General features: G+C 64.3%; 25 protein-coding genes and 1 tRNA gene. 13 read left to right on the forward strand and 13 right to left on the reverse strand.

Annotation, left to right across the window (positions count from 1 at the left end):
- Positions 1–96: 96 nt before the first annotated feature.
- Complete coding sequence (locus ACJYUO_RS20500; RefSeq protein ID WP_494347181.1) at positions 97–1,116, reverse strand: hypothetical protein; 1,020 nt, start codon at positions 1,114–1,116, stop codon at positions 97–99.
- Between the two features lie 150 nt (positions 1,117–1,266).
- Entirely contained in the window at positions 1,267–1,797 is a 531-nt protein-coding gene (msrA, locus tag ACJYUO_RS20505; RefSeq protein ID WP_494347182.1) for a peptide-methionine (S)-S-oxide reductase MsrA, read from the reverse strand.
- Positions 1,798–1,917: 120 nt separating this feature from the next.
- On the opposite strand from msrA, the gene ACJYUO_RS20510 reads away from it, so the two are divergent.
- Complete coding sequence (locus ACJYUO_RS20510) at positions 1,918–2,688, forward strand: enoyl-CoA hydratase/isomerase family protein (protein WP_494347183.1); 771 nt, start codon at positions 1,918–1,920, stop codon at positions 2,686–2,688.
- 82 nt (positions 2,689–2,770) lie between these two features.
- Here ACJYUO_RS20510 and ACJYUO_RS20515 read toward each other — a convergent pair whose 3' ends face one another.
- On the reverse strand, positions 2,771–3,436 hold the full coding sequence (locus ACJYUO_RS20515) for a 2,5-diamino-6-(ribosylamino)-4(3H)-pyrimidinone 5'-phosphate reductase (protein WP_494347232.1): 666 nt from the start codon (positions 3,434–3,436) through the stop codon (positions 2,771–2,773).
- A gap of 172 nt (positions 3,437–3,608) precedes the next feature.
- Between ACJYUO_RS20515 and ACJYUO_RS20520 the strand changes: the two genes are divergently transcribed.
- From ACJYUO_RS20520 to ACJYUO_RS20535, 4 genes are all read left to right on the forward strand, one after another.
- Complete coding sequence (locus ACJYUO_RS20520) at positions 3,609–4,298, forward strand: metallophosphoesterase (protein ID WP_494347184.1); 690 nt, start codon at positions 3,609–3,611, stop codon at positions 4,296–4,298.
- A gap of 22 nt (positions 4,299–4,320) precedes the next feature.
- Entirely contained in the window at positions 4,321–6,951 is a 2,631-nt protein-coding gene (ppk1, locus tag ACJYUO_RS20525; RefSeq protein ID WP_494347233.1) for a polyphosphate kinase 1, read from the forward strand.
- A 273-nt stretch (positions 6,952–7,224) separates the two neighbouring features.
- Positions 7,225–7,452, forward strand: coding sequence for a DUF7511 domain-containing protein (locus tag ACJYUO_RS20530; protein ID WP_494347185.1), 228 nt, complete (start codon positions 7,225–7,227; stop codon positions 7,450–7,452).
- A gap of 276 nt (positions 7,453–7,728) precedes the next feature.
- Positions 7,729–8,724, forward strand: coding sequence for a PhoU domain-containing protein (locus ACJYUO_RS20535; RefSeq protein ID WP_494347186.1), 996 nt, complete (start codon positions 7,729–7,731; stop codon positions 8,722–8,724).
- A gap of 169 nt (positions 8,725–8,893) precedes the next feature.
- On the opposite strand, the gene ACJYUO_RS20540 is transcribed toward ACJYUO_RS20535, so the two are convergent.
- On the reverse strand, positions 8,894–9,265 hold the full coding sequence (locus ACJYUO_RS20540) for a 30S ribosomal protein S8e (RefSeq protein WP_494347187.1): 372 nt from the start codon (positions 9,263–9,265) through the stop codon (positions 8,894–8,896).
- Positions 9,266–9,460: 195 nt separating this feature from the next.
- On the opposite strand from ACJYUO_RS20540, the gene ACJYUO_RS20545 reads away from it, so the two are divergent.
- Both ACJYUO_RS20545 and ACJYUO_RS20550 read left to right on the forward strand, forming a co-directional pair.
- Positions 9,461–9,745 (forward strand): AbrB/MazE/SpoVT family DNA-binding domain-containing protein, encoded by a 285-nt coding sequence (locus ACJYUO_RS20545; protein ID WP_494347188.1) that lies wholly within the window; start codon positions 9,461–9,463, stop codon positions 9,743–9,745.
- Positions 9,738–10,205 (forward strand): type II toxin-antitoxin system VapC family toxin, encoded by a 468-nt coding sequence (locus ACJYUO_RS20550; RefSeq protein ID WP_494347189.1) that lies wholly within the window; start codon positions 9,738–9,740, stop codon positions 10,203–10,205. The genes ACJYUO_RS20545 and ACJYUO_RS20550 overlap by 8 nt, the downstream gene beginning before the upstream one ends.
- Positions 10,206–10,236: 31 nt before the next feature.
- Here ACJYUO_RS20550 and ACJYUO_RS20555 read toward each other — a convergent pair whose 3' ends face one another.
- Both ACJYUO_RS20555 and ACJYUO_RS20560 read right to left on the reverse strand, forming a co-directional pair.
- Positions 10,237–11,727 carry an outer membrane protein assembly factor BamB family protein gene (locus tag ACJYUO_RS20555; protein WP_494347190.1) on the reverse strand — a complete coding sequence of 497 codons (1,491 nt, stop codon included), beginning with the start codon at positions 11,725–11,727 and terminating at the stop codon, positions 10,237–10,239.
- 3 nt (positions 11,728–11,730) lie between these two features.
- Positions 11,731–13,986 (reverse strand): NADP-dependent malic enzyme, encoded by a 2,256-nt coding sequence (locus tag ACJYUO_RS20560; RefSeq protein ID WP_494347191.1) that lies wholly within the window; start codon positions 13,984–13,986, stop codon positions 11,731–11,733.
- A 151-nt stretch (positions 13,987–14,137) separates the two neighbouring features.
- On the opposite strand from ACJYUO_RS20560, the gene ACJYUO_RS20565 reads away from it, so the two are divergent.
- The gene (locus ACJYUO_RS20565) at positions 14,138–14,605 is read left to right on the forward strand and encodes a phosphopantetheine adenylyltransferase (protein ID WP_494347192.1); all 468 of its coding nucleotides are present in this window, start codon (positions 14,138–14,140) and stop codon (positions 14,603–14,605) included.
- Positions 14,606–14,809: 204 nt separating this feature from the next.
- Here ACJYUO_RS20565 and ACJYUO_RS20570 read toward each other — a convergent pair whose 3' ends face one another.
- The gene (locus ACJYUO_RS20570; RefSeq protein ID WP_494347193.1) at positions 14,810–15,118 is read right to left on the reverse strand and encodes a transcription initiation factor IIB family protein; all 309 of its coding nucleotides are present in this window, start codon (positions 15,116–15,118) and stop codon (positions 14,810–14,812) included.
- Between the two features lie 195 nt (positions 15,119–15,313).
- Here ACJYUO_RS20570 and ACJYUO_RS20575 point away from each other — a divergent pair, with 195 nt between their 5' ends.
- The 4 genes from ACJYUO_RS20575 (at position 15,314) to ACJYUO_RS20590 (ending at position 17,822) form a co-directional block, all read left to right on the forward strand.
- Positions 15,314–15,526, forward strand: a complete 213-nt coding sequence (locus ACJYUO_RS20575) for a hypothetical protein (protein WP_494347237.1) — start codon at positions 15,314–15,316, stop codon at positions 15,524–15,526.
- 46 nt (positions 15,527–15,572) lie between these two features.
- Positions 15,573–15,657 (forward strand) — tRNA-Leu (locus ACJYUO_RS20580).
- 583 nt (positions 15,658–16,240) lie between these two features.
- Positions 16,241–17,053: a diadenylate cyclase DacZ gene (dacZ, locus tag ACJYUO_RS20585; protein ID WP_494347194.1), complete on the forward strand. Its 813-nt coding sequence runs from the start codon at positions 16,241–16,243 to the stop codon at positions 17,051–17,053.
- A 1-nt stretch (position 17,054) separates the two neighbouring features.
- Positions 17,055–17,822 (forward strand): mechanosensitive ion channel family protein, encoded by a 768-nt coding sequence (locus ACJYUO_RS20590; RefSeq protein WP_494347195.1) that lies wholly within the window; start codon positions 17,055–17,057, stop codon positions 17,820–17,822.
- 63 nt (positions 17,823–17,885) lie between these two features.
- Here the strand turns inward: ACJYUO_RS20590 and ACJYUO_RS20595 are convergent, their stop codons facing one another.
- Positions 17,886–18,707 (reverse strand): nucleoside phosphorylase, encoded by an 822-nt coding sequence (locus ACJYUO_RS20595; RefSeq protein ID WP_494347196.1) that lies wholly within the window; start codon positions 18,705–18,707, stop codon positions 17,886–17,888.
- A gap of 60 nt (positions 18,708–18,767) precedes the next feature.
- Between ACJYUO_RS20595 and ACJYUO_RS20600 the strand changes: the two genes are divergently transcribed.
- Positions 18,768–19,202 carry a DUF488 domain-containing protein gene (locus ACJYUO_RS20600; RefSeq protein ID WP_494347197.1) on the forward strand — a complete coding sequence of 145 codons (435 nt, stop codon included), beginning with the start codon at positions 18,768–18,770 and terminating at the stop codon, positions 19,200–19,202.
- Between the two features lie 48 nt (positions 19,203–19,250).
- Here the strand turns inward: ACJYUO_RS20600 and cdd are convergent, their stop codons facing one another.
- From cdd to ACJYUO_RS20625, 5 genes are all read right to left on the reverse strand, one after another.
- Positions 19,251–19,649 carry a cytidine deaminase gene (gene cdd, locus ACJYUO_RS20605; RefSeq protein WP_494347198.1) on the reverse strand — a complete coding sequence of 133 codons (399 nt, stop codon included), beginning with the start codon at positions 19,647–19,649 and terminating at the stop codon, positions 19,251–19,253.
- 75 nt (positions 19,650–19,724) lie between these two features.
- Entirely contained in the window at positions 19,725–20,771 is a 1,047-nt protein-coding gene (locus ACJYUO_RS20610) for an ABC transporter permease (protein ID WP_494347199.1), read from the reverse strand.
- Positions 20,764–22,011: an ABC transporter permease gene (locus tag ACJYUO_RS20615; protein ID WP_494347200.1), complete on the reverse strand. Its 1,248-nt coding sequence runs from the start codon at positions 22,009–22,011 to the stop codon at positions 20,764–20,766. Before ACJYUO_RS20615 ends, ACJYUO_RS20610 begins: the two co-directional genes overlap by 8 nt.
- Positions 22,008–23,651 carry an ABC transporter ATP-binding protein gene (locus ACJYUO_RS20620; protein ID WP_494347201.1) on the reverse strand — a complete coding sequence of 548 codons (1,644 nt, stop codon included), beginning with the start codon at positions 23,649–23,651 and terminating at the stop codon, positions 22,008–22,010. The genes ACJYUO_RS20615 and ACJYUO_RS20620 overlap by 4 nt, the downstream gene beginning before the upstream one ends.
- Positions 23,652–23,655: 4 nt before the next feature.
- Positions 23,656–24,708, reverse strand: a complete 1,053-nt coding sequence (locus ACJYUO_RS20625; RefSeq protein ID WP_494347202.1) for a BMP family lipoprotein — start codon at positions 24,706–24,708, stop codon at positions 23,656–23,658.
- Positions 24,709–24,815 lie beyond the last annotated feature (107 nt).

Raw genomic sequence — 24,815 nt, forward strand, 5'->3', positions numbered from 1 at the left:
GACGTACCTTTCACTGCTCGGGCAGGACGCCGAAGAACTGTCCGCATCGGATACCGGGACAGCGGCCTTCCGCCTCGAGCGGGACCCGACCGCTCGCTACCGGTAGCCCAGTACTCGGAGCTTTTCGGTCACCTCCGCTTCGTCCATCCGAGCGGATTCGATCGGCGCGTCTTCGACGATCCGTCTCCGATCGTCGCTGTCGACGATGTGCCACGGGACCCGTCGCAACTCGTCGGCCGCTAGGTACTCGAAGTGGCCGTACTTTCTGTTCGTAAACGGCAGGAGCCGTTCACCCAGCAGCTCGCCGTGGTCGGCGGAGATAACGGATTTGCCGGAGAGCTCTCGAGTCAATCGCTCGGCGTACGGGAGGACGAGATCGAGGGTTTCGGCGTACGCTTGCCGGAGGTCGGCGACGTCGATATCGAACGCATCGTCCTCGACGACGCGGTACAGTTGCACGTTCAACGCGCCGAATCGGTCCCCGCGACCGCCGCGTGACAGCGCTGAAAGATCGCCCTCGGAGGCGATCTGCTGGTAGATCTCGAGCCCGGTCTCGCCGATGAGCGGAACGTGTGGCTGGAGGAAGTGGACGATCAGCCGCTTTCGCGGATGGCGCTCGTGGGCTTCGATCGCTTTCTCGACGACGGTTTCCGGACGGATGACGTAACTGTTCTCCAGCATCTCGGGATTCGTAATCGCGTCCGTGTCGACGGCGTCTGACTCCGTGACCGGCTCGGGCGGGACCGTGTAAATCGCGTGAAACACGTCGTCGTCGATGTCGGCCGTGAACGCATTTCCGCTGACGTAGACGGTATCGTGGTGGCTCTCCCCCGAAAAATTCGCGTCGATCCATCCCGGGCTGCTCGAGCCGGCCGATAGCCGGGACTCGAGGGTGCCGTCGATCCGATTGCGGGCCGCGAAGGCGTCGTATCGACAGGCGTCGAGTATCAGCAGGTCGTCCCAGTCTTCCGTCATCACGTCGACGCCGTCCCCGTGGCGGAGTTCGTAGGCGGTCCGATGGGCCGACCAGAGGTATTTGCAAAGCTCCGTCCAGACGAGGTCGGGGTTGCGGAGCCCTCTTCGCACGCTCCCCAGCGAATACTTTGTGCGCGGCATTCCCACGTTAGGACGTTTCGGCGAAATCCGATATAGTGCAGGGGTGGACCCGCAAGCATTGAGAGAACCGGGGTCTCTCGAGGAAGAGTGAGAAACTCCGTTCTGCGTTTCGGTCCCGCACTGAGTGTCCGTCTCCGCTAACGGTCCCAGTTAGTGTTCCGCAGCAACGTTCTCGGCGAACTTCTCGCGGACCTTCTCGACCTTCGGGGCCGCGTGCATCGTACAGTAGGCGTCGTTGGGATTCTTCTCGAAGTAGTCCTGATGTTTCTCCTCGGCGCGGTAGAAGGTCTCGAGCGGTTCTAACTCGGTTACCACGTCGTCATCGTATTCGGAGTCGAGCGCGTCGATGTAGGCCTCGGCTTGGGCTCGTTGCTCGTCGTCGTGATACAGGACGATAGAGCGATACTGCGTTCCGACGTCCGGTCCCTGCCGATTGAGCTGCGTCGGGTCGTGGGTGGCGAAGAAGACCTCGAGTAGTTCGTCGTAGCCGATCGCGTCGGGGTCGTACTCGACCTGGACGACCTCCGCGTGGCCGGTGTCGCCCGAACAGACCTCGCGGTAGGAGGGGTCCTCGGTGTGCCCGCCGGCGTAGCCGGACGTGACCGAGTCGACGCCCTCGAGTTCCTTCATGGCCGCTTCGGTACACCAGAAACACCCGCCGCCGAACGTGGCTCGTTCCATAGCCGCCCGTAGGGCGCGACCGAGGAAAGATGTGACGGGTGGCCGTCGAACAGTGCCGTCGCGGCGATCGCGGTCGCCGCCGTGCGAACTGATTTCACGGTGGCTCGCAAACGGCGGAATATGTCGTGGGATACAGTCCGACTCGAGTGGGACGACGACGTGGCGACGCTGACCGTAGACCGACCCGACGCGCTCAACGCCTTGAACGTCTCGACGCTCGAGGCGATGGGCGAGGCGCTCGCGGAAGCAGCTGCCGAGGATGCGCGGGCGCTCGTCCTGACGGGGGCCGGCGACGCGTTCATCGCCGGCGCGGACATCACCTACATGCAGGACCTCTCCGCCGAAGCGGCACAGGAGTGGGGCGAACTCGGCCACGACGTCGCCGACGCGCTCGAGGCGTTTCCCGCGCCGACGATCGCGGCGGTCAACGGCTACGCGTTCGGCGGCGGCTGCGAGATGGCGCTGGCCTGTGATCTCCGCGTGGCGAGCGAATCAGCGTTGATCGGCAACACGGAGATCGACCTCGGGATCATCCCCGGCTGGGGAGCTACTCAGCGGCTGCCCCGGCTGGTCGGCGACGCGACCGCCCGCCGGATGATCTTCCTCGGCGAACGGCTCGACGCCGACTCGGCTGCCGAGGCGGGCCTGTTCGGCGAGGTCGTGGCGGATGACGAACTCGAGTCGGTCGTCGGCGAGTTGGCCGCCCGACTCGCTTCGAAACCGGCCTTCGCGATGCGGACCGCCAAACAGGCGCTCAATCAGGGCTACGAGGGCTCACAGGAAAGCGGCCTCGCGTACGAGAAACGCGCCTTCGCGAGTCTCTTCGGCACGCACGACCAGCGCGAGGGGATGGCGGCGTTCGTCGAGGACCGAGAGCCGGAGTTCGAGTAACCTCAAGTAGCCACTGAAACGATTCACATACTGATCGCAACGCTGTTTGGCGATCAGGTGCGCATTGACTGTCAGTGGCCACTTAGCGATCCTCGACGCGCCACGTGAGCACGACGCCATTGTCGACCCGGTCGACCGCCTCGAGGTCGAGCGCCGGGAAGTCGGCGACGAACCCCTCGCCGTCGGCTAGCGTCGGGGCGTCGCGGCCGCCGATGATTTGCGGGCCGACGAACACCCGGAGTTCGTCGACCAGCCCGGCCTCGAACAGCGAGAAGATGAGTTCGCCGCCGCCCTCGACCATGACCTGCTCGAGGCCGGCCTCCTGTAGCGCCGCGAACGCGCGCAGGAGGTCGACCCGGTCGTCGCCCGCCGTAACCAACTCCGCCTTCTCGGCGAGGTCCATCCGTCGGTCGACGGGCGCGGCCTCGCTCAGACAGAGGTAGGTCGTCGCTGCGTCGTCGAGGACCGCCGCATCGGTCGGCGTGCGCCCGCTCGAGTCGACGACGACCCGAGCGGGGTTTGCGGGCCGGCCGTCCTCGCGGCGCTGGGCCCGCAGGTCGTCGTCTTTGACGGTCAGGTGCGGATCGTCCGCGAGGACGGTACCGACGCCGACCGCGATAGCGTCGCTCTCGGCCCGCAGCCGATCGACGCGCGCGAAGTCGTCCGCGCCGCTGATCGCGATCTGTTCGCGCCGGCGCGAGGAGAGCTTGCCGTCCGCGCTCACGGCGGCGTTGACGATGACGTACATATCCGTGCTGTGGCGGGGATCGTACAGAAATCCCCCGATCTCGACACCGCGGCTCGACATACTGCACGCCACGAATTTGCGGTCTCGTGACCGCTATACGGCCCTATATACCGGACAATACGGAACATATAAACGACTTATCCGGTCTCGGCTGACCGTTCGAACGCATAACGTGACGACCGCCAACTCCGCGTTCGACGACACGGTATCGTTCGACCACCGGCATATCGACCTCGAGAACCGAGACGACGTCTACGTCATCGGTGATGTCCACGGCTGTCTCGACGCTCTCGAGGAGTTGCTGGAAACGCTCGATCTCGGCGCGAACGATCTCGCCGTGTTCGTCGGTGATCTGGTCCGAAAGGGGCCGGAGAGCAAGGCCGTTCTCGACCGCGTCAGGCGGTCGCCGCGGCTGATCTCGGTTCGGGGCAACAACGAGCGAAAGCTGCTCGAGGGCGACGCCTCGCTGCCGGCGCTCGACGCGGTTGATCACCAGTACATCGAATCGCTTCCGACGGCGATCTCGTGGGACGGCGGGGTCGTCGTCCACGGCGGGGTCGATCCGAGCCGACCGCTGTCGGGGCACTCGGGTGACGACGTGCTGACGATGCGGTCGCCGAACGGCGACGGCTACGACGGCCCGTTCTGGTTCGAGACGTACGAGGGGCCGCCGCGGGTCTTTTTCGGCCACACGGTCCTCGAGGAGCCGATTGAGCGGGAGTGGGCGGTCGGACTCGACACGGGCTGTGTCTACGGCGGCGACCTCACGGCCTACGACGTCCGCCGCGACGAGTTACACAGCGTCCCCGGGACGGGGCACGTAGAGCGCTCGTCCGAGAAGTTCGTCACGGCAGATGGCTGACTGCGACGAGGGGGATTTCGGGATGAACGAACGAGATTCGGAGGCGAACGACGAGGCAGTATCATCCACGGAAGAACAGACGTCCGACGAAACCGCGAGCGAATGCACGGAGTTCGCGTTCCGATCGCTGTTCGACGGCGGAGACGACGCTGCGGGCGATTCCCGCTCGCCCGCTCGAGACGGGTGGGGAGGGAACGCCGAGTCCCCAGAGGAGACAGACGAGCGCGAAGAACGCGAAGAGAGCAACGAAGGCGAAACGAAGACGGAATCGACGGCAGAAACGGAGACGACAGTCGAGGCGACGGCGGCTGCGGACACCGAGTCGACGACCGGCACCGACGAGGTCGACCTGGTCCCCGATACGGAGTCCGACCTCGAGGCGGTGAGCGATTCCGATCCGGAGGCCGATGGGCTCGACGAATCCGAGGAAGCCGACAAATCCGCCGACTCCAACGAGTCCACCGATGCCGTCGAAATCGAGCGCCCCGATGTGACCGACGGAGTCGACTCGGCGGCGAACGCCGATGGAAACGAGTTACCGGTCGTCAGGGACGACGTTTCGAAGCCGGATCGACCCGACGTTGACCTCTCGGACCCGTCGTACTACCTGAACCGCGAACTCAGCGAACTCGCTTTTCAGCGTCGCGTGCTCCACGAGGTACTGGACGCGGACAACCCGCTGTTAGAGCGCGTGAAGTTCCTCGCGATCGTTACGACGAATTTAGACGAATTCTTCCGCAAACGCGTCGGCGGGCTGAAACAGCAGATTGCAGCCGGCGTCACCGAGGAGACACCGGACGGCCGCACGCCTCGCGAGCAGTGGGAAGCGTCCCTCGAGGAGGCCAGACCACTGTTCGAACAGCAGGCTGAGTGTTACCGCGAGGAGATCCGGCCGGCGCTGGCCGATGCGGGAATTTACGTCGTCGATTACGACGACCTCACGGCCATCGAACGCCAACAGCTGCGGGAGTACTTCGAGAGTTCCGTCCTGCCGACCCTGACCCCACTGACCTTCGACCCGGCCCACCCGTTTCCGTTCATCTCGAACCAGAGCCTCTCGCTTGCGGTGTTGACGCGGGAACGACCCGACGCGGAACTGACCTTCTCCCGGGTGAAGATCCCGCGCAACCAGCTCCGGTTCGTCCAGTTCGGCGACGACACTCGGTACGTCCTCTTGGAGGACATCGTCCGGGCGAACCTCGACCTGCTCTTCCCGGACGTCGAAGTCGTCGACACTGCCCTCTTCCGGGTGACCCGCAACGCCGAGGTCAGACGCGACGAGGAGGTCGCCGAGGACCTGATCGAGATGATCGAGGAAGTCATCGAGGAACGGCGCTTTGCTACCGCCGTCCGGCTCGAGATCGAACCCGACGCGCCCGAGCGGATCCGCGAGATCCTCACGCGCGAACTGGATCTCGACGACCGGGAGGTGTTCGACCTCGCGGGGCCGCTCGACTATCGGGACTTCGCCGACCTGACCGATCTCGACCGGCCCGAGTTGAAACTCCCCGAGTGGTCGCCACAGCCCCACCCGCGACTGGGGCGGTGTGAGGACGGGACGAACGTGTTCGATGCGATCGGCGACGACGACGTGCTCGTCCACCACCCCTACCACTCCTTCGAGGCGACCGTCCAGCGGTTCCTCGAGGCGGCGGCCAACGACCCCGACGTGCTCGCGATCAAGGCGGCGATCTACCGGACGGCAAGCGACTCACAGATCATCGAGAGCCTGCTCGAGGCCGCTCGCAACGGCAAGCAGGTCGCCGTCATGGTCGAGCTCAAGGCCCGCTTCGACGAGGAGAACAACCTCGAGTGGGCGAAGAAACTCGAGGAGGAGGGGATCCACGTCGCCTACGGGACGATCGGCTACAAGACCCACACGAAGACCTCGTTGGTCGTCCGCGAGGAAGCCGACGGGGTCCGACTTTACTCGCACATCGGGACCGGCAACTACCACTCCGAGACCGCAAAGAGCTACGAGGATCTGGGCCTGCTGACGGCCGATCGGGATATCGGACAGGACCTCGTCAAGCTCTTCAACTACTTCACCGGTCACTCGATGCACCGGGACTACCGGGAACTGCTCATCGCCCCCGGGAACATGCGTGATCGGTTCGTCGACCTCGTCCGCGCCGAAGCCGAGCGCGCACGCAACGGCGAAGACGCACGCATCGTCGCCAAGATGAATCGTTTGGAGGACCCGGAAATGGTCCGGAAACTCTACGAGGCGTCGATGGCCGGCGTCGACATCGACCTCATCGTCCGTGACATCTGTCGGCTCCGGCCGGGCATCGAGGGCGTCAGCGAAACGATCGACGTCTACAGCGTCGTCGGTCGCTTCCTCGAGCACTCGCGGATCTTCTACTTCCGAGCGGGCGGCGACGGCCGATACTACATCGGCTCGGCCGACTGGATGACCCGCAACCTCGACAACCGGGTCGAGGCGATCACGCCGATCGACGACCCGCGGCTCCAGCGGCGGCTCGACGGCATCCTCGAGACGCTGCTCTCGGACGATCAGAACCGGTGGGTGATGCGATCCGACGGGAGCTACGAACGGTGCCAACCCGCCGGAGACGGCTCGACGACGAGCGTCCACGAAAAATTCATGCGCTCCGCACTCGACGATATTCGCCCCACGACTCGCAAGTAGCGATCACCTGGTCGCAGTGCAGTTCGAACCCAGCGTTTTGGTCCGGCTGTATTTTTCGCGCGTCGCCTCGTAGCGGTAACCGGCGGAGACGCACGACCCTCGTCGCCGATTCGCGCCGCTGGATTCACGGATGATTCGGCGAGTACCGCGTTCCGGGCGGCAATCGGCACTGATAGGGAGTCCCTATGATCCGTACGGACCGCTCAATATCACAATTAGCAGTGGCTTTGTACGTGTCTTCGGTCGGTTCACATACGCGCCTGCTCCCGACCCATGACCGGATCCACCACCGATTACAACGACCGTTCATCTCGCAAGCGACTGGCCGCGGCCGCGGACCACTCCGACGAGACGCTCGACCTCGAGTCGATCGTCGTCCGATACGAGAACCGCCCCGACCGGTGTACGATCACGCCGCGTGAGTGTCCTGAGGCCGAGCGGATGACGACGTGGCTGTCGGCGAACACTGATGTCGTCGCCGACCTCGCCGATATGCGATAATTCGGTCCGATACTGCCTGCCTCGAGTCCGAGAGTTCGGTCGACAGTTTGTCGTTCTCGAGTGTACCGATTCGGAAGTGGCTGATTCGATAGCAGCTCTTATCCCCCTATTCGAACGGCTATATAGAACTATATATGACAACTGTTATCGATTGAGTAGTACTGTCCGGTAGATATCTAAAATGCCGCTAATCGGTCGTCTTCTGGGCATAAAACGGTTGTCTGTATACCTCTATAGACTAGTGGATTTATATTGTTGTAGTCAGATTGTGTCCGCATGGAGACGCGAAAGGTTCAGGTGACGGGAGGGTCGACCTTCACCGTCTCGTTGCCGAAGACCTGGGCGACGGACAACGACGTCAGCAGCGGAACCACAGTCGAATTCTATCCCGAAGGAGACGAACTCCTCCTGACGCCCGAACGGGAAACACACCGCGAGGAAGGGACTATCGACGTCTCGGGACTCGAGGGCGAAGAACTGATGCGAGCAGTGATGACGATGTACGTCAGCGGGTTCGACGAGATCACGCTCCAAGCCGGCCGAATCACGACCGAACAGCGCAGCGCGATCCGCGATGCGACTCAGCGCCTCGTCGGCGTCGAAGTCTTAGAAGAGACGGGCGATAGCGTGGTCATCCAAGACCTGCTCGATTCCTCCGAACTGTCGATCGTCAACGCCGTCACGCGCATGCGCCTGATCGCCCAATCGATGCTCGAGGACGCGGTGACCGCCCTGATCGAGAACGACGACGACATCGCTCACGACGTGATCGACCGCGACGACGACGTTGACCGGCTCTGGCTGGTCGTCTCGCGGATCTTCCGTGCGACCCTTCGCTCGCCCCGCGCAGTCGAGGAACTCGGCGTCTCCCGCGAGGACTGTTTCGACTTCCACTCGAGTGCTCGCCAACTCGAGCGGATCGCCGACCACGCGGTCAAAATCAGCGATATCGCGCTCAAGCTCGACGACCTCCCCGCTGACGTGGCTGATGCGATCCACGGCCTTCACGCCGAAGCCGCGACCGTCTTCGAGCAGTCGATGGACGCGCTGTTCGCCGAGGAGTCCGACGAAGCGAACCGGCTCGGCCACAACGCCCTCGCGGCCGTCGTCGACATCGACGAGCACACGCGCCAGATCGACGATATGCTCCGCGACCTCGAGCCCGCACAGGCCCAGTCGCTGGGGCTGATCGTCGACTCGCTGTCCAGAAGCGCCGACTATGGCGGCAACATCGCTGAAACAGCGCTCCAGAAAGCAGCACCGCGGCCCTGACCGCGCTCGGAACGGCACTCAGTGGACCCGCACTCGTTTTTCGTCGTCTCGACCCCAAATAGGCCCGTCTCTGTCAGTGGGGCACCTGAAACGTTCCGAAGACCGGAGAGACGACTCGCTCGCAGATGGCACGCTCACCGGGTACGGCGAATCGAAAATGGAGGTGGCGCTACTCGAGGAGAACGGCGTTGACCTGACCGGTCTGGCCGGGACGGGAGGTAACACGAGCTTCGCCTTCGCTCGTCTCGATGACGGCACCCTTCGTGATGATGTTTCGGCGGATGTAGTTCGGGTTGGCGTCGTTCTCGACGACGTCTTCGATCTCCGCGGAGACCGTCTCGCCGCCCTTGTTGACGCTCGCGACGTCCGTCGAGAGCGCTCGCGTCTTCGTGACGTTCCCGCGAGCGTCGACGGTTCGGAATCGCTGGTCGCCGACTTCCGTCTCGGTCGGGAGCCGACCGAGTTCGTCTTTGCGGCGCTTTCGAACGTTCTTCAGTCGACCACCGGTTCGCTTGCGCGTAGAGCGTCCCTGATCTTGCATACCCGGTAAAAATCCGGGCGTGTACTTGAATGCACTGCTACGGAATTCACTGCCAGCGCGCTCCGAGAATATCGACGTCTCCGTTTCCCCCCTTTCCGGCATCGTCGCTGATGATACGGGTTCCCTGTTCACAGTCGGGATGGGACCGGTAGCCTCACCAGAACGGTTATGATCGATCCCACTCTATGTGGGAATATGGCGAAGGTGGATTCGAAAGGGCGAATCGTCCTCCCACAGGAGCTGCGAGACCGCCTCGGTATCACTCCCGGTACCGAAGTCGAAGTCCACGAGGAAGACGGGAAAGCGGTCGTCGAGCCCGAAGACGATCCCGAACGGATTATCGATCGGATGGAACAGCTCGTCGAAGAAGCGGCGTCTGAAGGCGAGGAAACGATCCCAATCGATGAAGACGTCGATCCGATCGCCCGAAAGCACAGGGACGCTGTTCGGCGAGGCGCAGAGAACGACAGCGATGAGTGACGCGGGTGGCCCGTATTTATTCGACGTCGGGGTGATCGCTCTCGCACACGCGAAGACGCCGGTCCGCGATGCCGCGCTCTCGTACGTCCGAGACGCGATCGATGGAGATATCGAAGCCGTTGTTCCCTATCCCGCGCTGTTCGGAGCACACAACGTCCTGACGACGTACTACGGACAATCGAACGCGGATGCCTCTCGGCTTCTACAGAACTTCATGGATGCGAAGCGAATTCACTGGTACGACCGACTGCCCGAAGAGATCGTTCGCGGTGGATTCGACCACGCACACGCTGTGAATATCGGCGGCTGGGACGGATACTACGCACAGGTAGCGATCGAAGAAGGAGTGAACACTGTTCTAACGATCGACTATGACTTCGAACGGTTCGATGCGTTCGCGACTGAAGTCATTCTTTCGATTGACGAATTTCGCGAACTGAACCGATTCCTCGAGACCTGATCGCTACAGGTACCCGACCGAGAACCGACGGTCAGCCGTCGTCCGGCACCAGACAGTAGGCGTGGCCGCGTTCCTCGAGCACCGTCTCCTCCTCGTCGTCGTAATAGTTCGAGAAGACGCCCCGTTCGGCGTAGTAGATGCGGCCGTCTCGCGGGATCGCGCCGCTGGTCACGTGGCCGCGGTTTTCGATCCGCCAGCGCCGCTCGCCTGTCTCTCGATCGAGGGCGTACAGGTGGGTGTCGTAGGTGCCGACGAGAATCGTCTCCGCCGTCGCGGTTATTGACCCGATGACGCGGCCGCCGACGTTCGTCGCCCACAGTTCGTCGCCGGTGTCGGTGTCGAGGGCGTACACGCGGCGGTCGTCGCTGCCGACGTAGACGATTCCTTCGTTGGGGTCGATCGCCGGGTTCGACATGACGATGTTGTCCGTCTGGAACGACCACTCCTCGCTGCCGTCTTCGAGATCGAGGCGGTAGAACCGGCCGTCCCACGAGCCGACGAACGCCGCGCCGTCGTAGACCGGGATCGTTCCCTTGACCTGCGCGCCGAGGTTGAACCGCCCGCCCGCCATGGGATCGCCGTCGGGGCCGCTCTCGCCGCCGGCCTGAAACGACCACGCGAACTCGAGGGAGGGAAACTCCCAGCAGTAGACGACGCCGTCGTTCGAGCCGGTGACGAGTCGGCCGGCCCGACAGTCGATCGCGGGCGAGGGATGGGGCATTCCCCAGAGGCGGTCGTCGCTCCACGTCGGGTTCCCGGTCGCGGCGTCGATCTCCCAGAGCGTGCCGCTGGCCGGGTTCTTGTGCTCGGTGAGCAGGTACAGGTTGCCGTCGATGTAGGCGGGACTCGAGCCGATCGCGATCGCGCCGCCGAACTCGCGGGCGGACGTTCGCCAGATCACGTCGCCGGAGGCGATATCGATGGCGTAGCAGTCGCCGTCGTAGCCCCCGATGTAGGCGGTGCCGTCGACGATCGCCGGCGTGCCGTGAAACCCGAGGCTTCTGGACGCGCCGGTATCGATGCGCCAGCGGCGGTCGCCGGTCGGCGTGACGGCGTCGATTCGGCCGGTGTCGCTCGCGATGAGAATGGTCTCGCCGTCCGGCGTCGGCCGGGGCGTCGACTTGGCCGCGGTGTGGCCGATCCCGTTGGTCGGGAACGACCAGTCGACCCGAACCGCGTCCGGAACGGTCTCCTCGGGGTAGTAGCCGTACCGACGCAGGCCGCGCCGAAACATCGAGATGTCGTCGTCGGCCGGTAGCGGGACGTAGCCGTCCCCGCCGGTAGCGGACGCGACCGACGAACAGTCCGGTTGCGAGCGGTACTGTCGTCGAGCGCAGCCGGCGAGTCCAGCCGTCCCGACAGTTCCCGCAGTACAGAGGAGTCGCCGCCTCGAGAGCCGTGTGTCGCCGGCGTCACGGCTGTGTCGGTCCCCGACGGCCGTCGCCGAGGACTGATCGCCCTGGGCGTCTCGGTGGTCGGGACTCGAGCCGGCGTCCCGGCGGTCGGCGGCGTCCTCGCTCACGCGTTACTCCTGTTGGGCGTCGACGACAGCCACGCCCGCCAGATTCACGATGTCCTTGACCTCGTCGCCCCGCTGGAGGACGTGAACGGGCTTGTCCATGCCGACCAGCATCGGGCCGATGGCGTCCGCTCCACCCAGCCGCTGGAGGAGCTTGTAGCCGATGTTGCCCGACTCGAGGTTGGGGAAGACCAGCACGTTCGCGGGCTCCTCGAGTTCGGAGAAGCCGTAGGTGCCCTCAAGGATGTCCTCGACAACCGCGGTGTCGGCCTGCATCTCGCCGTCGACGGGGAAGTCGGCCTCGGCGTCGTCCTGCAGCATTGCGGCGGCCTTGCGCGGCTTTCGAGTCCCTTCGTTGTCGACGCTGCCGAAGTTCGAGTACGAGAGCAGGGCCGCCCGCGGTTCGATGTTGAACCGTCGCGCCAGCTTGCCGGTCTGTTTGGTGACCTCGGCGAGGACCTCCTCGTCGGGGTTCTGATTGACCGTCGCGTCGGCGATGAAGATCACGCGGTTCTTGAACGTGAGCATGTAGACGCCGGCGGCGTAGTCGACGTCGTCGTCGGTGCCGACCACCTGCAGCGGCGGTCGCAGCGCCGAGGGATAGTGATGGGAGAGCCCGGTCAGCAAGGCGTCGGCGTCGTCCTGTTCGACCATCACGCTTCCGAAGTAGTTGGTGTCGCGCTCGATGAGTTCGCCGGCCTCGCTGCGCGTGATGCCCTTGCGGGCGCGGAGCTCGTGGAGCCGATCGGCGTACTCCTCGTAGTCGCCGACGGACGGATCGGCGACCTGGGGCTCGAAGTCCAGTCCGAGGTTCGCGGCGGTCCCTTTGATCTCGTCTTCGTCGCCGATCAGGATCGGCAGGGCGATTCCCTGCTCTTTGATCTGGTAGGCCGCGCGGATCATTTTCTCGTTTTCGCCCTCCGCGAGCGCGACCGTCTTGGGGTCGCTCTTGGCCTTGTTGAGGACGACGCGCATCATCTCGCGAGACTTGCCCAGGCGGGCCTCGAGTTGCTCTTCGTACTCCTCGAGGTCGATTTCAGTGCGTGCGGCACCGGACTCCATCGCGGCCTCGGCGATCGAGGGCGCGACACGGAAGAGCACCCGCGGATCGACGGGCTTCGGGATGATGTAGTCGGGGCCGTACTGAATCGGCTCGTCACCGTAGGCCTTGACGACCGCGTCGGGCACGTCCTGTCTGGCGAGTTCGGCTAGCGCCTCGGCGCAGGCGACTTTCATCTCCTCGTTGATCTCGGTCGCGCGCACGTCGAGTGCGCCGCGGAAGATGAAGGGGAACCCGAGCACGTTGTTGACCTGATTCGGGTAGTCAGAGCGCCCGGTGGCCATGATGACGGTGTCGTCGCGGGCCTCCTTGGCCTCCTCGTAGCCGATCTCGGGATCGGGGTTTGCCATCGCGAAGATGATCGGATCGTCGGCCATCGAGCGGACCATGTCCTGCGAGACGATGCCGCCGATCGAGAGGCCGACGAAGACGTCCGCGCCTTCCATCGCGTCAGCCAGCCCGCCTTCGGGGAGATCTCGAGCGAACTGCTGTTTGTACTCGTTGACGCCGCCCGCGTCCGCGCGTTCCTCGGTGATGATCCCCGAGGAATCACACATCGTGATGTTCTCTTTCCGGACGCCCAGCGACTCGTAGAAGCGAGCCGACGCGATCGCGCTCGCGCCGGCACCGGAGAAGACGACCTCGAGTTCCTCGAGGCTCTTCCCGGCGATGTCGGCGGCGTTGAGCAGCGCTGCGCCGGAAATGATCGCAGTGCCGTGCTGGTCGTCGTGGAAGACCGGGATGTCGATCTCCTCGCGCAGGCGCTCCTCGATGGTGAAACAGCCCGGTGCCTTGATGTCCTCTAAGTTGACGCCGCCGAAGGTCGGCTCCATCATCTTGATGGCCTCGACGATCTTGTCGGGGTCTGCCTCGTCGAGTTCAACGTCGAAGACATCGATGTCGGCGAAGCGCTTGAACAGGACCCCCTTGCCTTCCATGACGGGTTTGGAGGCCTGTGCGCCGATATCGCCGAGTCCGAGCACGGCCGAGCCGTTCGAGACGACACCGACGAGATTGCCCTTCGCCGTGTAACTGTAGGCGTCGGTCTCGTCTTCGTCGATCTCGAGACACGGCGCGGCGACGCCGGGCGAGTATGCGAGCGACAGATCCCGCTGCGTGTTCGTCGGCTTCGTGGTCGAGATTTCGATTTTTCCGGGCGGATCGGTGCGGTGGTACTCCAGTGCGTCCTCGTCTAGTCCCATACCGGGAGACACTGCAGGGGACTACTAAAAACAATGCGAAGGGGAGTTTCGACAATCGTCGAAAGAAACTGTTATAGCGGAGTCCAAGCCGTCCCGAGAGAAAGTACGGTGTTTCGACCCTTTTATACGCACCGCGGCAGTGACGTGGGGTATGGACGTCGCGCTTGGTGGGACCTTCGACCCCGTTCATGACGGCCACCGGCGGCTGTTCGAACGGGCGTTCGAACTCGGGGACGTGACCGTCGGGTTGACCAGCGACGAGCTCGCGCCGAAGACACGAGACGTCGACCGACGCGTCCGTTCCTACGACGAACGGAACGCCGCCCTCGAGACCGAACTCGAGTCGATCGCGGCCGATCACGACCGCGAGTTCGAGGTCCGAAAGCTCGAGTCGCCGACGGGAATCGCGACCGAATCACAATACGACTACCTCGTGGTCTCTCCCGAGACCCGCGAGGGCGGTGAGCGGATCAACGAAATCCGCCGCGAGCGCGGCCACGACCCGCTCGAGGTCGTCGTCGTCCCGCACGTACTCGCCGACGACGGCGACATCATCTCGAGCACCCGGATCGTCAACGACGAAATCGACGAACACGGGAATATCGTCACCGACGACTGACACGGTCGCTGACTGATACGAACGAATTTCTCCGAACCGATCGTGGACCGGTCGGACAGTGCGCAGCAAGAAACACAATACTGTTCGAACGGCGTTTCTATCGCCAATTTCCGATAGAAACTCACTGCCACCTTCGTTCTCGTATCGTATACTTATGCGAACATAGTCCGTCACTGTGTCGGGAACAGTCCCTGTACGAGCGTCTTACCACCGCGGGGGCTCGAGTCCGGCCGACTCGAGGAGGTCCTTCCAGCGCGATTGGATCGAGAGCCGAGAGACATCTGCAGCCTCGGCGACCGCCCCCTGCGTGCGGCCGTCACCGGCGACGAGCGAGCCGGCATAGAGGCTGGCGGCCAGCACCGCTCGTTTCGAGCGGTCGGCCGCAGGAACGTCGGTGAGGAAGAGATCGACCGCACACGACCGCGCTTCCGAGGAGAGCTCCAATCGGTCGGCGACGGTCTCGAGTTCCTCGAGCCACGGTTCGTACTCGATGCGATCCCGAGCGCTGTACATGCAAACGGCTACCGGAGCGGCCGGCATAAACGTACGGACCGCGGCGTCGGCGACGCCGGTCGGCCGACGGACGACCGTCTCACCCACCAATGGGCCACTACGGACGGCAACGTTCAGATACGAATACCTCGGAAATACGGCCGTTCTCGGTCGATTTCACTAGGAGACGACTACTAAACCAGCCGTCGTCCCAAGGTGAGACCAGCACCCGTCGGCGGCGGCGGTCCCATCTCCATGAAAGAGCCAACCTGCAAACTCGTCTGTACCGGCTGCGGGCTCGAGATGCCCTACCGGGAGCGGTCGCTGGCCGAACAGGCCGCGGAGCTCCACCAGCTTCGGGACCCCGAACACGTGACGTTTATCGTCCCGCCGGACTGGTCGCCGGAGGAGCCGGTCAAACACAGCTAACTCGGACCGACAGGTACTTACTCGATTCGCGAAAATCGGAAGACGAGCGCGGGTAGCCAAGCTAGGCCAACGGCGCAGCGCTTAGGACGCTGTCCCGTAGGGGTCCGCCGGTTCGAATCCGGTCCCGCGCATTCCTGTCGCGAGCAAACCCGCGAGCGACAGGAATCGCCGACCGATTCGAACCCTGCAAGTCGCAGCGCTCGAGCGAAGCGAGAGCGACCGTCTTGCTCCGGTTCGAATCCGGTCCCGCGCACTGAGCGAACGAAGTGAGCGAAGGAGCAGGGCCGAATTCGCAGCCCAGAGGACGAGCGGAGCGAAGTCCTCGCGGTTCGAATCCGGTCCCGCGCGTTTTCACCAAGAGCCATCTCAGTCACAGCACTCGAGCGGCCCCTACCCATTCATCTTCACCTATAGTAGCCACTGAAAGTCAGTGCACACCTGATCGCACGACCCCGTTGCGATCAGTATGTAAATCGTTTCAGTGGCTACTATAGTTCGAATCCGATTCTGACACTGACCGCATCCTCGAGCAATCGCGAGAATAGACCTGCGGGGGCACCGTCAGGAACGGGTCACAGGCGACTCGAGGAGGTCACGACGCCGTAGTCGGTGATCGCGAATCGGGACGAATACCGGGCTGACTCGGTGCTGATCAGCAGACGTGCGTCAGACACTCCATAACGCTTATTCGCGCAGGCCCGGGTTGTATCACCAATGGCCGGGTTAGACGACGTGTTCGGGGAGCTCTTTGCGAGTGTCGATGCGGTTGTGCTCTTTTCGCCGAGTGGCTCGTACTACGAACGGTTCGCCGACGTCGAGGACCTCGACCTGGTCGTCGTCGGAACCGAAAATGCCGTCGGGGCGGAGACGTTCGTCGAACTCCCCCTCGAGTTCGAGGAGATCACCGACCGGATCCGGTTCGGTCTCGAGGGCGCACTCGAGCAGGGCGTGATCGAGGACGGCGACGAACTGGCCTGTGCGACGAGCGTCTTCGGCGACAGCATCGATACGGTCTCTCGAGTCCGGGCGGACGCGGAGACCCAGACGGGGATCTACGACCTGTTCGTCAAATCCCGCGCGGACCCGGAAGTGGTCAAGGCGGTCCTCGAGTTGGCGATCGAACTGGGACAGAAAGGCCAGAAGGGGAAGCCGGTCGGCGCGCTGTTCGTCGTCGGCGACGCGGGGAAGGTGATGAACAAGTCCCGCCCGCTCTCGTACAACCCCTTCGAGAAGTCCCACGTCCACGTCGGCGATCCGATCGTGAACGTCATGCTCAAGGAATTCTCGCGGCTCGACGGCGCGTTTATCATCTCCGATGCGGGCAAGATCGTCTCAGCCTATCGCTACCTCGAGCCGTCGGCCGAGGGGGTCGACATCCCGAAGGGACTCGGTGCACGACACATGGCCGGCGGCGCGATCACGCGGGATACGAACGCGATTTCGATCGTGCTTTCCGAAAGCGACGGGCTCGTCCGGGCGTTCAAGGCCGGTGAACTTATCTTGGAGGTCGATCCGGAGGCGTACTGATATGGTAGCGTGGCAGCCGCTGTTCAACGAGCCGGCCGTGATAGCGGCAGCGGTACTGGCGCTTGGGTTCGTCGTCGGCTACCTGGTCGGCCGGCTTAACGAGGAACTGCTCTCGGCCTCGGGCGTGCCCGAAGCCGTCGAGGGGACGCCGTTCGAGCGGACCGCACAGTCGATCGGGACCTCGACGGTCGAGATCGTCGCCCGCCTGAGTTCGTGGTTCATCTACGGGATCGCGGTCCTGACAGCGATCCACATCGCCCAGTTGCTCGATACCGATGCGTTCTGGCTCCGCGTTACGGAGTTCATCCCGCAGCTGTTTATCGCCGTCCTCGTGCTCATCCTCGGCTTTATCGTCGCGGACAAGACGGAACTGATCGTCAGCGAGTATCTGCGCGGCGTCAAGCTCCCCGAGGTGTCGGTCATCCCGAAACTGGTGAAGTACTCCGTGCTGTACGTCACCTTCATCATCGCCCTCGGGCAGGTCGGCGTCCACGTACTGGCCCTGCTCATCTTGCTGACGGTCTATGCGGTCGGCATCGTCATCGTCGGTACCGTCGCCTTCAAGGACTTCCTCGTCTCGAGTGCGGCGGGGATCTATCTGTTGCTCAACCAGCCCTACGGAATCGGCGACGAGATCCGGATCGGCGATCAGACGGGCATCGTCCAAGAGGTCGATCTGTTCGTCACCAAGATCGAGGACGACTCCGAGGAGTACATCGTCCCGAACCGGAAGGTCTTCGAGAACGGGATCGTCCGGATGCGGGACTAACGGGACGCGTCAATTGACGGGACGTTGATTCTGTAGATTCCTCGAGCGGGAAGACAGCTATCGCTACTCGAGCGAGAGGCCGGCGTGCCAGCGATCGACGCCGGCCTCGCGTTTGACCGCGTCCATTTTCGCCAGGAGTTGCGTCGCGAGCGAGGCCGTCTCGGCGGCGCGAGATTCGCCTTCGGTCCGGAACTCGCCGGTCTCGCGGTTGGCGTAGACGGTACAGACCGCACCCGCACGGAGTCCGTACAGGTTCGCAAGCGTCAGGACGGCGCTGGCCTCCATTTCGATGTTTTTGACGTTCGCTTCTTTGAGTTCGTCGAGCAGGTCGTCCGCGCCGGCGGCTTCGAAGCCCTCGAAGCCGGGCCGGCCCTGCCCGGCGTAGAACGAGTCCGCACTCATCGTGACGCCGGTGTGGTAGTCGTAGCCGAGCCGCTCGGCGGCGGCGACCAGCGCGGAGACGACCTCGTGATCTGCGGCGGCCGGGTAATCCTCCCGGACGTACTCGTCGCTGGTTCCCTCTTGGCGGACCGCACCCGTCGTGATCACCAGATCACCGACGTCCATTTCGGGTTGGATCGCCCCACAGGAGCCGACCCGAACGAAGGTGTCGACGCCGACTCGAGCCAGTTCCTCGACGGCGATCGCGGCGGAGGGGCTGCCGATGCCGGTCGAGGTGACCGAGATCGGCGTCCCCTCGTAGGTGCCCGTCGCCGTTCGGTACTCGCGGTGGTGGGCCCGGAGTTCGTGGTCGTCCCAGAAGGCGACGATCTTCTCGAGGCGTTCGGGATTGCCGGGGAGGAGCACGGTATCGGCTACGTCCTCGGGACCGACCTCGAGGTGGTACTGGACATCGGCGTTCGGATCTTCGCTGTCGCGAGCCATTGAGTACCGGCGGTTCGATCCGACGGTGTATATAAATGCGGGGCGTGCGTGGCTCCCGGTATGGAACGCGGGACGCTCGCGGACACCTACGTCGCGGCGATCCAGCACGACCTCGCCGAGGTGCCGGCCGAGGCGACGCGCGTCGGCGTCGTCCGCCAGCCGACGTCGTGGTTTCACGCGGTCGTCGACGAGAACCGGCCCGAACTCGGGCCGCCGGCCGACCTGATCGAGTCGTTCCGCCAGCGTGAGGAGGACATGAAGATGCAGGGCCTTTGCGAGGAGGGGGCCCACAACGCCGCGTGGGACCAGGTCGGGTTCGAGGAGGCGTATCGGGCGTATCTCGAGGACTCGAGCGAGGCCCAGGACGCGATCGCGACGCTGGCGGAACGGCTGGCCGCCGGCGAGTCGCTGGCGCTGGTCTGTTTCGAGAACACCGAGAAAAAGCGGTGTCACCGGACGATTCTCAGGGAGTTCCTCGAGGAAGCGACATCGTAGCGGACGCCCCGGGGCCCTCAGAAGCGGTTCCGAACCGCCGTCTCAATGTTACTCGAGGGTTTCCTGCGTGATCGTGTTCGGCAGGAGTTCGCCGAGCGTGTACTCGGTCGGCTCCTCGCCCTCGCCTTCGTCACAGCGCACGACGAGGTCGTCGTCGCAGAACTCGGTGAGGGTTTGCCGGCACATGCCACAGGGCGTGACGCCGTCCCGGCGGCCCGAACTCACGGCGAGCCGCGAGAACTCGCGGTGGCCGTTCTTGACCGCCTCCGCGACGGCGACCTCCTCGGCGTGGAGACTGTTGCTGAAGTTCGCGTTCTCGAGGTTGCAGCCGACGAAGACTTCGCCATCGTCGGTCTCGAGGGCGGCACCGACCGGGTACTCGGAGTAGGGGACGTGTGCTCGCTCCTGAACGTCGCGAGCGGCGTCGATGAGATCGTGTTCTGTCACGACGAGTGGTAACTCGAGCGGATGCAAGAAGGCATCGACCGGTGCGGATTCGACGGCCGCCGTGGCCGGCGGTGGTCAGTCCTCGCCGGATTCGTAGTGGTCGCCGGCGGCATCCGGCAGGCGGGTGCGGCCGACGAGGACGAGGACGACGATGACGGTCATGTGCGGAATCGTCCGAATGAGTTCCGTCGGAACGGAGTAACCCGCCGTCTGAAGCATGTCCTGCATCGAGTTGAGCCCCGCGAAGAGGAACGACCCGATGAGGGCACCGATCGGGTGGTAGTTCGCGAGCAGGTAGGTCGCGATCGCGATGAACCCGCGGCCGTTGATCGCGGTGTCGCCGGCACCAGAGAACGTGCCGAGCGTTCCGAGGGCAAAGCCTGCGCCCCCGAGTCCGGCGAAGACGCCAGAGAGGAGCACCGCCGCGTAGCGGACCCTGTGGACGTCGATACCGGCCGTATCCAGCGCTTTCGGGTTCTCGCCGCTCGCGACAACCCACCGCCCGAAGTTCGTCCGGGAGAGGAGATACCAGCCCGCGACGGCACCGACGAGCATGATGTACACCTGCGGTTCGGTGTCGAACAGCAGATAGCCGACGAGCGGAATCTCCGACAGCACCGGGACGGTCACGTTGTCGAAGCGAGCGACGTTCGCGGTGTTCGGGCTCTCGAAGAGGATCTGTGAGGCGAACGGTGCCAGCCCGAGCGAGATGAGCCAGACCGCAAGCCCGGCGATGATCTGGTCGGCCTCGAACTCGAGGCAGACGATCGCGAAGACGAGTGCGAAGAGGACGCTGACGAGGACGCCGGCCAGCATTCCCCACCACAGATTCGTCAGGCCGAGCGTCGCGCTCGCGTCGCCGAGCCAGTTGACGACGACGATCGACGAGAACGCCGAGACGATCAGCAGTCCCTCGATGCCGATGTTGATGACGCCGCTCTTCTCGGCGAAGATGCCGCCGATCGCCGCGAGGGCGATCGGAACGGCAAGTCGGAGCGTCGCCGTCTGCCAGCTCGCCGGCGTCAGCCAGAGGCCGAGCAGGAGGACGACCACGGCACCGAGTGCTGCCGCCAGCGGCCGCCGAGAGAGGGCGTCTCGTGTCTGAGACAACGGGTTACGCATCGCCGTCACCCCCATCGTCGACCGCTGGGTCACCGCCGTCGGTCCGTACCGGTTCGGTCGTCCCGGGATCGACGTATCGTCGACCGATCAGCCGGAAGAACTCCGGCATCGCGACGAAGAGGATGATGAGCCCGGTTAGGACGCCGACCAGTTCCTTGGGAACGCTCGTGGCGGTGCTGATCGATTGCGAGCCGCTCTGGAAGACGCCGAACAGAAACGCCGCCGCGCCGACGCCGATCGGGCTGTTACCGGCAAGCACCGAGACGGCGATCCCGTCGAAGCCGAGTGACGGCACGTTCTCGAGCCACTGGCCGTGGACCATCAGTACCCAGAAGGCACCACCGATCCCGCCGAGCGCGCCCGAGAGGGTCATGCTGGCGACGGTCATCTGCTTCTCGTCGACGCCGCCGTAGGCGGCCGCGCCCGGCTGCTCCCCGCTCGTCCGGAGTTCGTAGCCGAACGAGGTTCGAGCGAGCAGCCACGCCATGCCGATCATGAGCGCGACGGCGAACGCGAGCGCGAGCAGCGAGAAATTCACCTCCCTGAACCCGATCACGGGAATGTTCGGTATCTCGGCGTACTGGGGGATCGGTCTCGTCTCCGGATTGCTACTGTTGGGGTCTTGGAACTGCCAGGAGAGCAGCGTCGACGTGATGCCGGCCGCGATGATGTTGAGCATGATCGTCGTAATGACCTCGTTGGCGTCGGCGTAGGCCTTGAGCGCGCCCGGAATCGCGCCATAGAGGCCGCCGCCGACCGCGCCAGCGAGGACGCCGAGCGGGATGAGGACGACAGTCCCGACGAAGCCGCCGGGAACGACCGACGCCGCGTAGACGACGGTCACGGCCGTCGCGAGGCCGCCGACGACCAACTGTCCCTGCGTCCCGATGTTGAGCAGCCCGGCGCGGAACGCGACCGCGACCGACAGCCCCGCGAAGATCAGCAGCGTCGTCTGCTGGAGCGTCCGTCCGAGGCTGTAATTGGTCAGCGACCAGCCGCCCTCGAGTGGGTGGCCTAAGGCCCCGAGGAACAGCTCGTAGTAGACCTGCACCGGGTTGTAACAGAACGTCGTGCCGCCCAGCTGGAGGCCGCTCCGACAGGAGGCAAATGCCCCGGAGGCGAAGACGAGGATCCCGCCGACGACGACGGCGGCCAACAGCGCCGCGACGCTGAGGACGATCCGATCGAGGACCGACAGCCGGGCGAGGCGTTCGAAGAGCGACTCGAATCGATCTCTCATCGCGACTCACCCGCGTCGGGGCCGTCATGGGGCTTCTCGTCCGGCCGTTGGCCGGCCATGCGGAGCCCGAGGTCTTCTTCGGTGATGTCGTCGGGATCGGTGACGTCGATGAACTCGCCCTCGTAGATGACCGCCAACCGGTCCGACAGCGATCGGATCTCGTCGAGGTTCGAGGAGACGAGGAGGACTGCGACCCCCTCCCGGCGAAGCTCGAGGAGGCGATCGTGGATGAACTCGGTCGATCCGATGTCGACGCCGCGGGTCGGATGGGTCGCGACGACGAGCGAGGGGTCGCGTTCGAACTCGCGGCCGACGATGAACTTCTGCTGGTTGCCCCCGGAGAACGACTGTGCCGCCGCGTCGGCGTCCGGCGGTCGAACGTCGTAGGTCCCGATGATGTCCTCGGTGTGGTCGCGGACACCATCCCAATTGATGCGGCCGCCGGCGGCGAACTGTGGCGATCGCTGGCTCCCGAGGAGGCCGTTTTCGACGAGGTCGAACGGCATCACGAGCCCGTTTTCCTGCCGATCTTCCGGGATGTAGGCCATCCCGTTCTCGATTCGGCGGCGGCGAGACCACGCCGTGATGTCCGTTCCTTCGTAGGTGATCGTCCCCTCGTCGGGGGTTCTGAGGCCGGTAATCGCCTCGATCAGCTCGGTCTGTCCGTTGCCGTCGACGCCGGCAATGCCGAGTACCTCGCCCGCATGTACGTCGAGGTCGATCCCGGAGACCGCCTCGACGCCGCGGGCGTCCTCGACGATGATGTCTCGAGTCGAGAGGACGGCCTCGCCCGTCTCGACCGGCTCCGATTCCGCTTCGAGGATGACCTCACGGCCCACCATGCGCTCGGCCAAATCCTCCCGGTTCGTCTGCCCGGGGTCGACCGTTCCGACGGACTCCCCGTCCCGGAGGACGGTGATCGCGTCGGCGGCGTGGGTCGCCTCCTCGAGTTTGTGCGTGATGAAGATGATCGTCTTCCCCTGGTCGGTGAGTTCCTCGAGAACGTCGTAGAGGCCCTCGACCTCTTGGGGAGTGAGGACGGCGGTCGGCTCGTCGAGAATGAGGACGTCCGCACCGCGAAACAGTGCCTTGAGGATCTCGACGCGTTGTTGGACGCCGACGCTTGCATCTTCGACGATGGCGTTCGGATCGACATCGAACCCGTATCGATCACAGAGGTCGCGGATTTCGCGGCGGATGCGGTCGCGATCGATGGCCATCCCGAACCACTTCGTCGGTTCGTTCCCCAGGGCGATGTTCTCGGCGATCGTCATGGGATCGACCAGCATGAAGTGCTGGTGGATCATCCCGATACCGGCGTCGATGGCGTCCCGGGGCGAGTCGAACGCGCGCTCCTCGCCGTTGACGACGACCCGTCCAGCCTCGGGTTCGTAGAGACCGTAGAGGACGTTCATCAACGTCGTCTTGCCAGCCCCGTTCTCGCCGAGCAAGGCGTGGACGGTCCCCCGTTCGACGCGGAGGTCCACGTCGTCGTTCGCCACGACACCCGGGAACCGCTTGGTGATACCGTCGAGGTGGACGGCGAGGTCGCTCCCCGTCTCCGAGAGATCGGCAGCGTCCCGCCCCACCGCTTCGGTCGGTCCCGTCCCGTCAGTCGTTTCCACGTCCGACTCAGTCATGCGGTTACAGTTCGCTTGGGACGGAGATTTCGCCATCGATGATCGCTTGCCGGGACTCCTCGAGCTGGTCTTTGATCTCCTGTGGGATCTCGTCGCCGAGTTGGTCGCCGTAGACGGCGCCGACGCCGTCTTCCTCGAGACCGAGGGTTTCGGATTCGCCGCCCTCGAAGTTGTCGTTGACGACGGATTCGATGGCGTTGTAGACGGCGCTGTCGACGCGCTTGACCATGCTCGCGAGGATAACGTCGGCGAAGCTCTCGTTGGAGAGCGACTGATCGTCGTCGACGCCGAGCGCGAACCGACCCTCGTCTTGGGCCGCCTGGAAGACGCCGATACCGGTTCGGCCGGCCGCGTGGAAGACGATGTCCGCGTCGTTGTTCTGGTACATCGATCGGGCGGTCGACTGTCCCTGGCCCGTGTCGTTGAAGTCGCCGACGTACGAGGAGACGACGTCGGCATCGTCGTTCGCGTATTCGACACCGGCCCGGAAGCCGGCCTCGAACGACTGGATCAGCGGCGTTTCGGTGCCGCCGACGAAGCCGACGGTGCTGGCGTCGGGGTTCGTCTCGCCGGCACCGGCGGCGAACTCGCGATCGGTTAGCAGGCCGGCCAGGTGACCGACCTGGAACGAGCCCTCGGGCTCGCCGAAGGTGTAGCTCCGGACATTGTCTTCCTCGACGACCTCGTCGACGATGATGAAGTTCTGGTCCGGATAATCGGGGGCGTTCTCCGAGAGCGCACCCGCTTGAGCGTAGCCGATACAGTTTATCAGATCGTAGTCGCCGGACTCGGCGAAGTCCCGCTGTGCGCTCTCGAACTGGCCTTCGTTATCCGGTTCCGTTTCGGCGAACGACAGATCGAATTCGTCGCGCGCGTCTCTGGCTCCCTGCTGTGCCATATCGTTGAACGAGTCGTCGCCGGTGCCGCCAGTCGCGTACACCATCCCAACACGATACGACGTGTTGCCTTCGTCGCCGAACCCGCCGACGCAGCCGGCGATACCGGCGAGCCCGACCGCACTCACACCCTCGAGAAACCGTCGTCGATTCTGTACCATGAGCCGAAATAGCGTAGAGGGGCGGTATATACCCGTCGAAACTTCGGAAAGAGAGTGACCGAGTGTCAACTATTCATTCGCTCTGCGTCCCATCGGTGTGACCTGCG

Source organism: Natrinema sp. CRL1 (assembly GCF_059162405.1).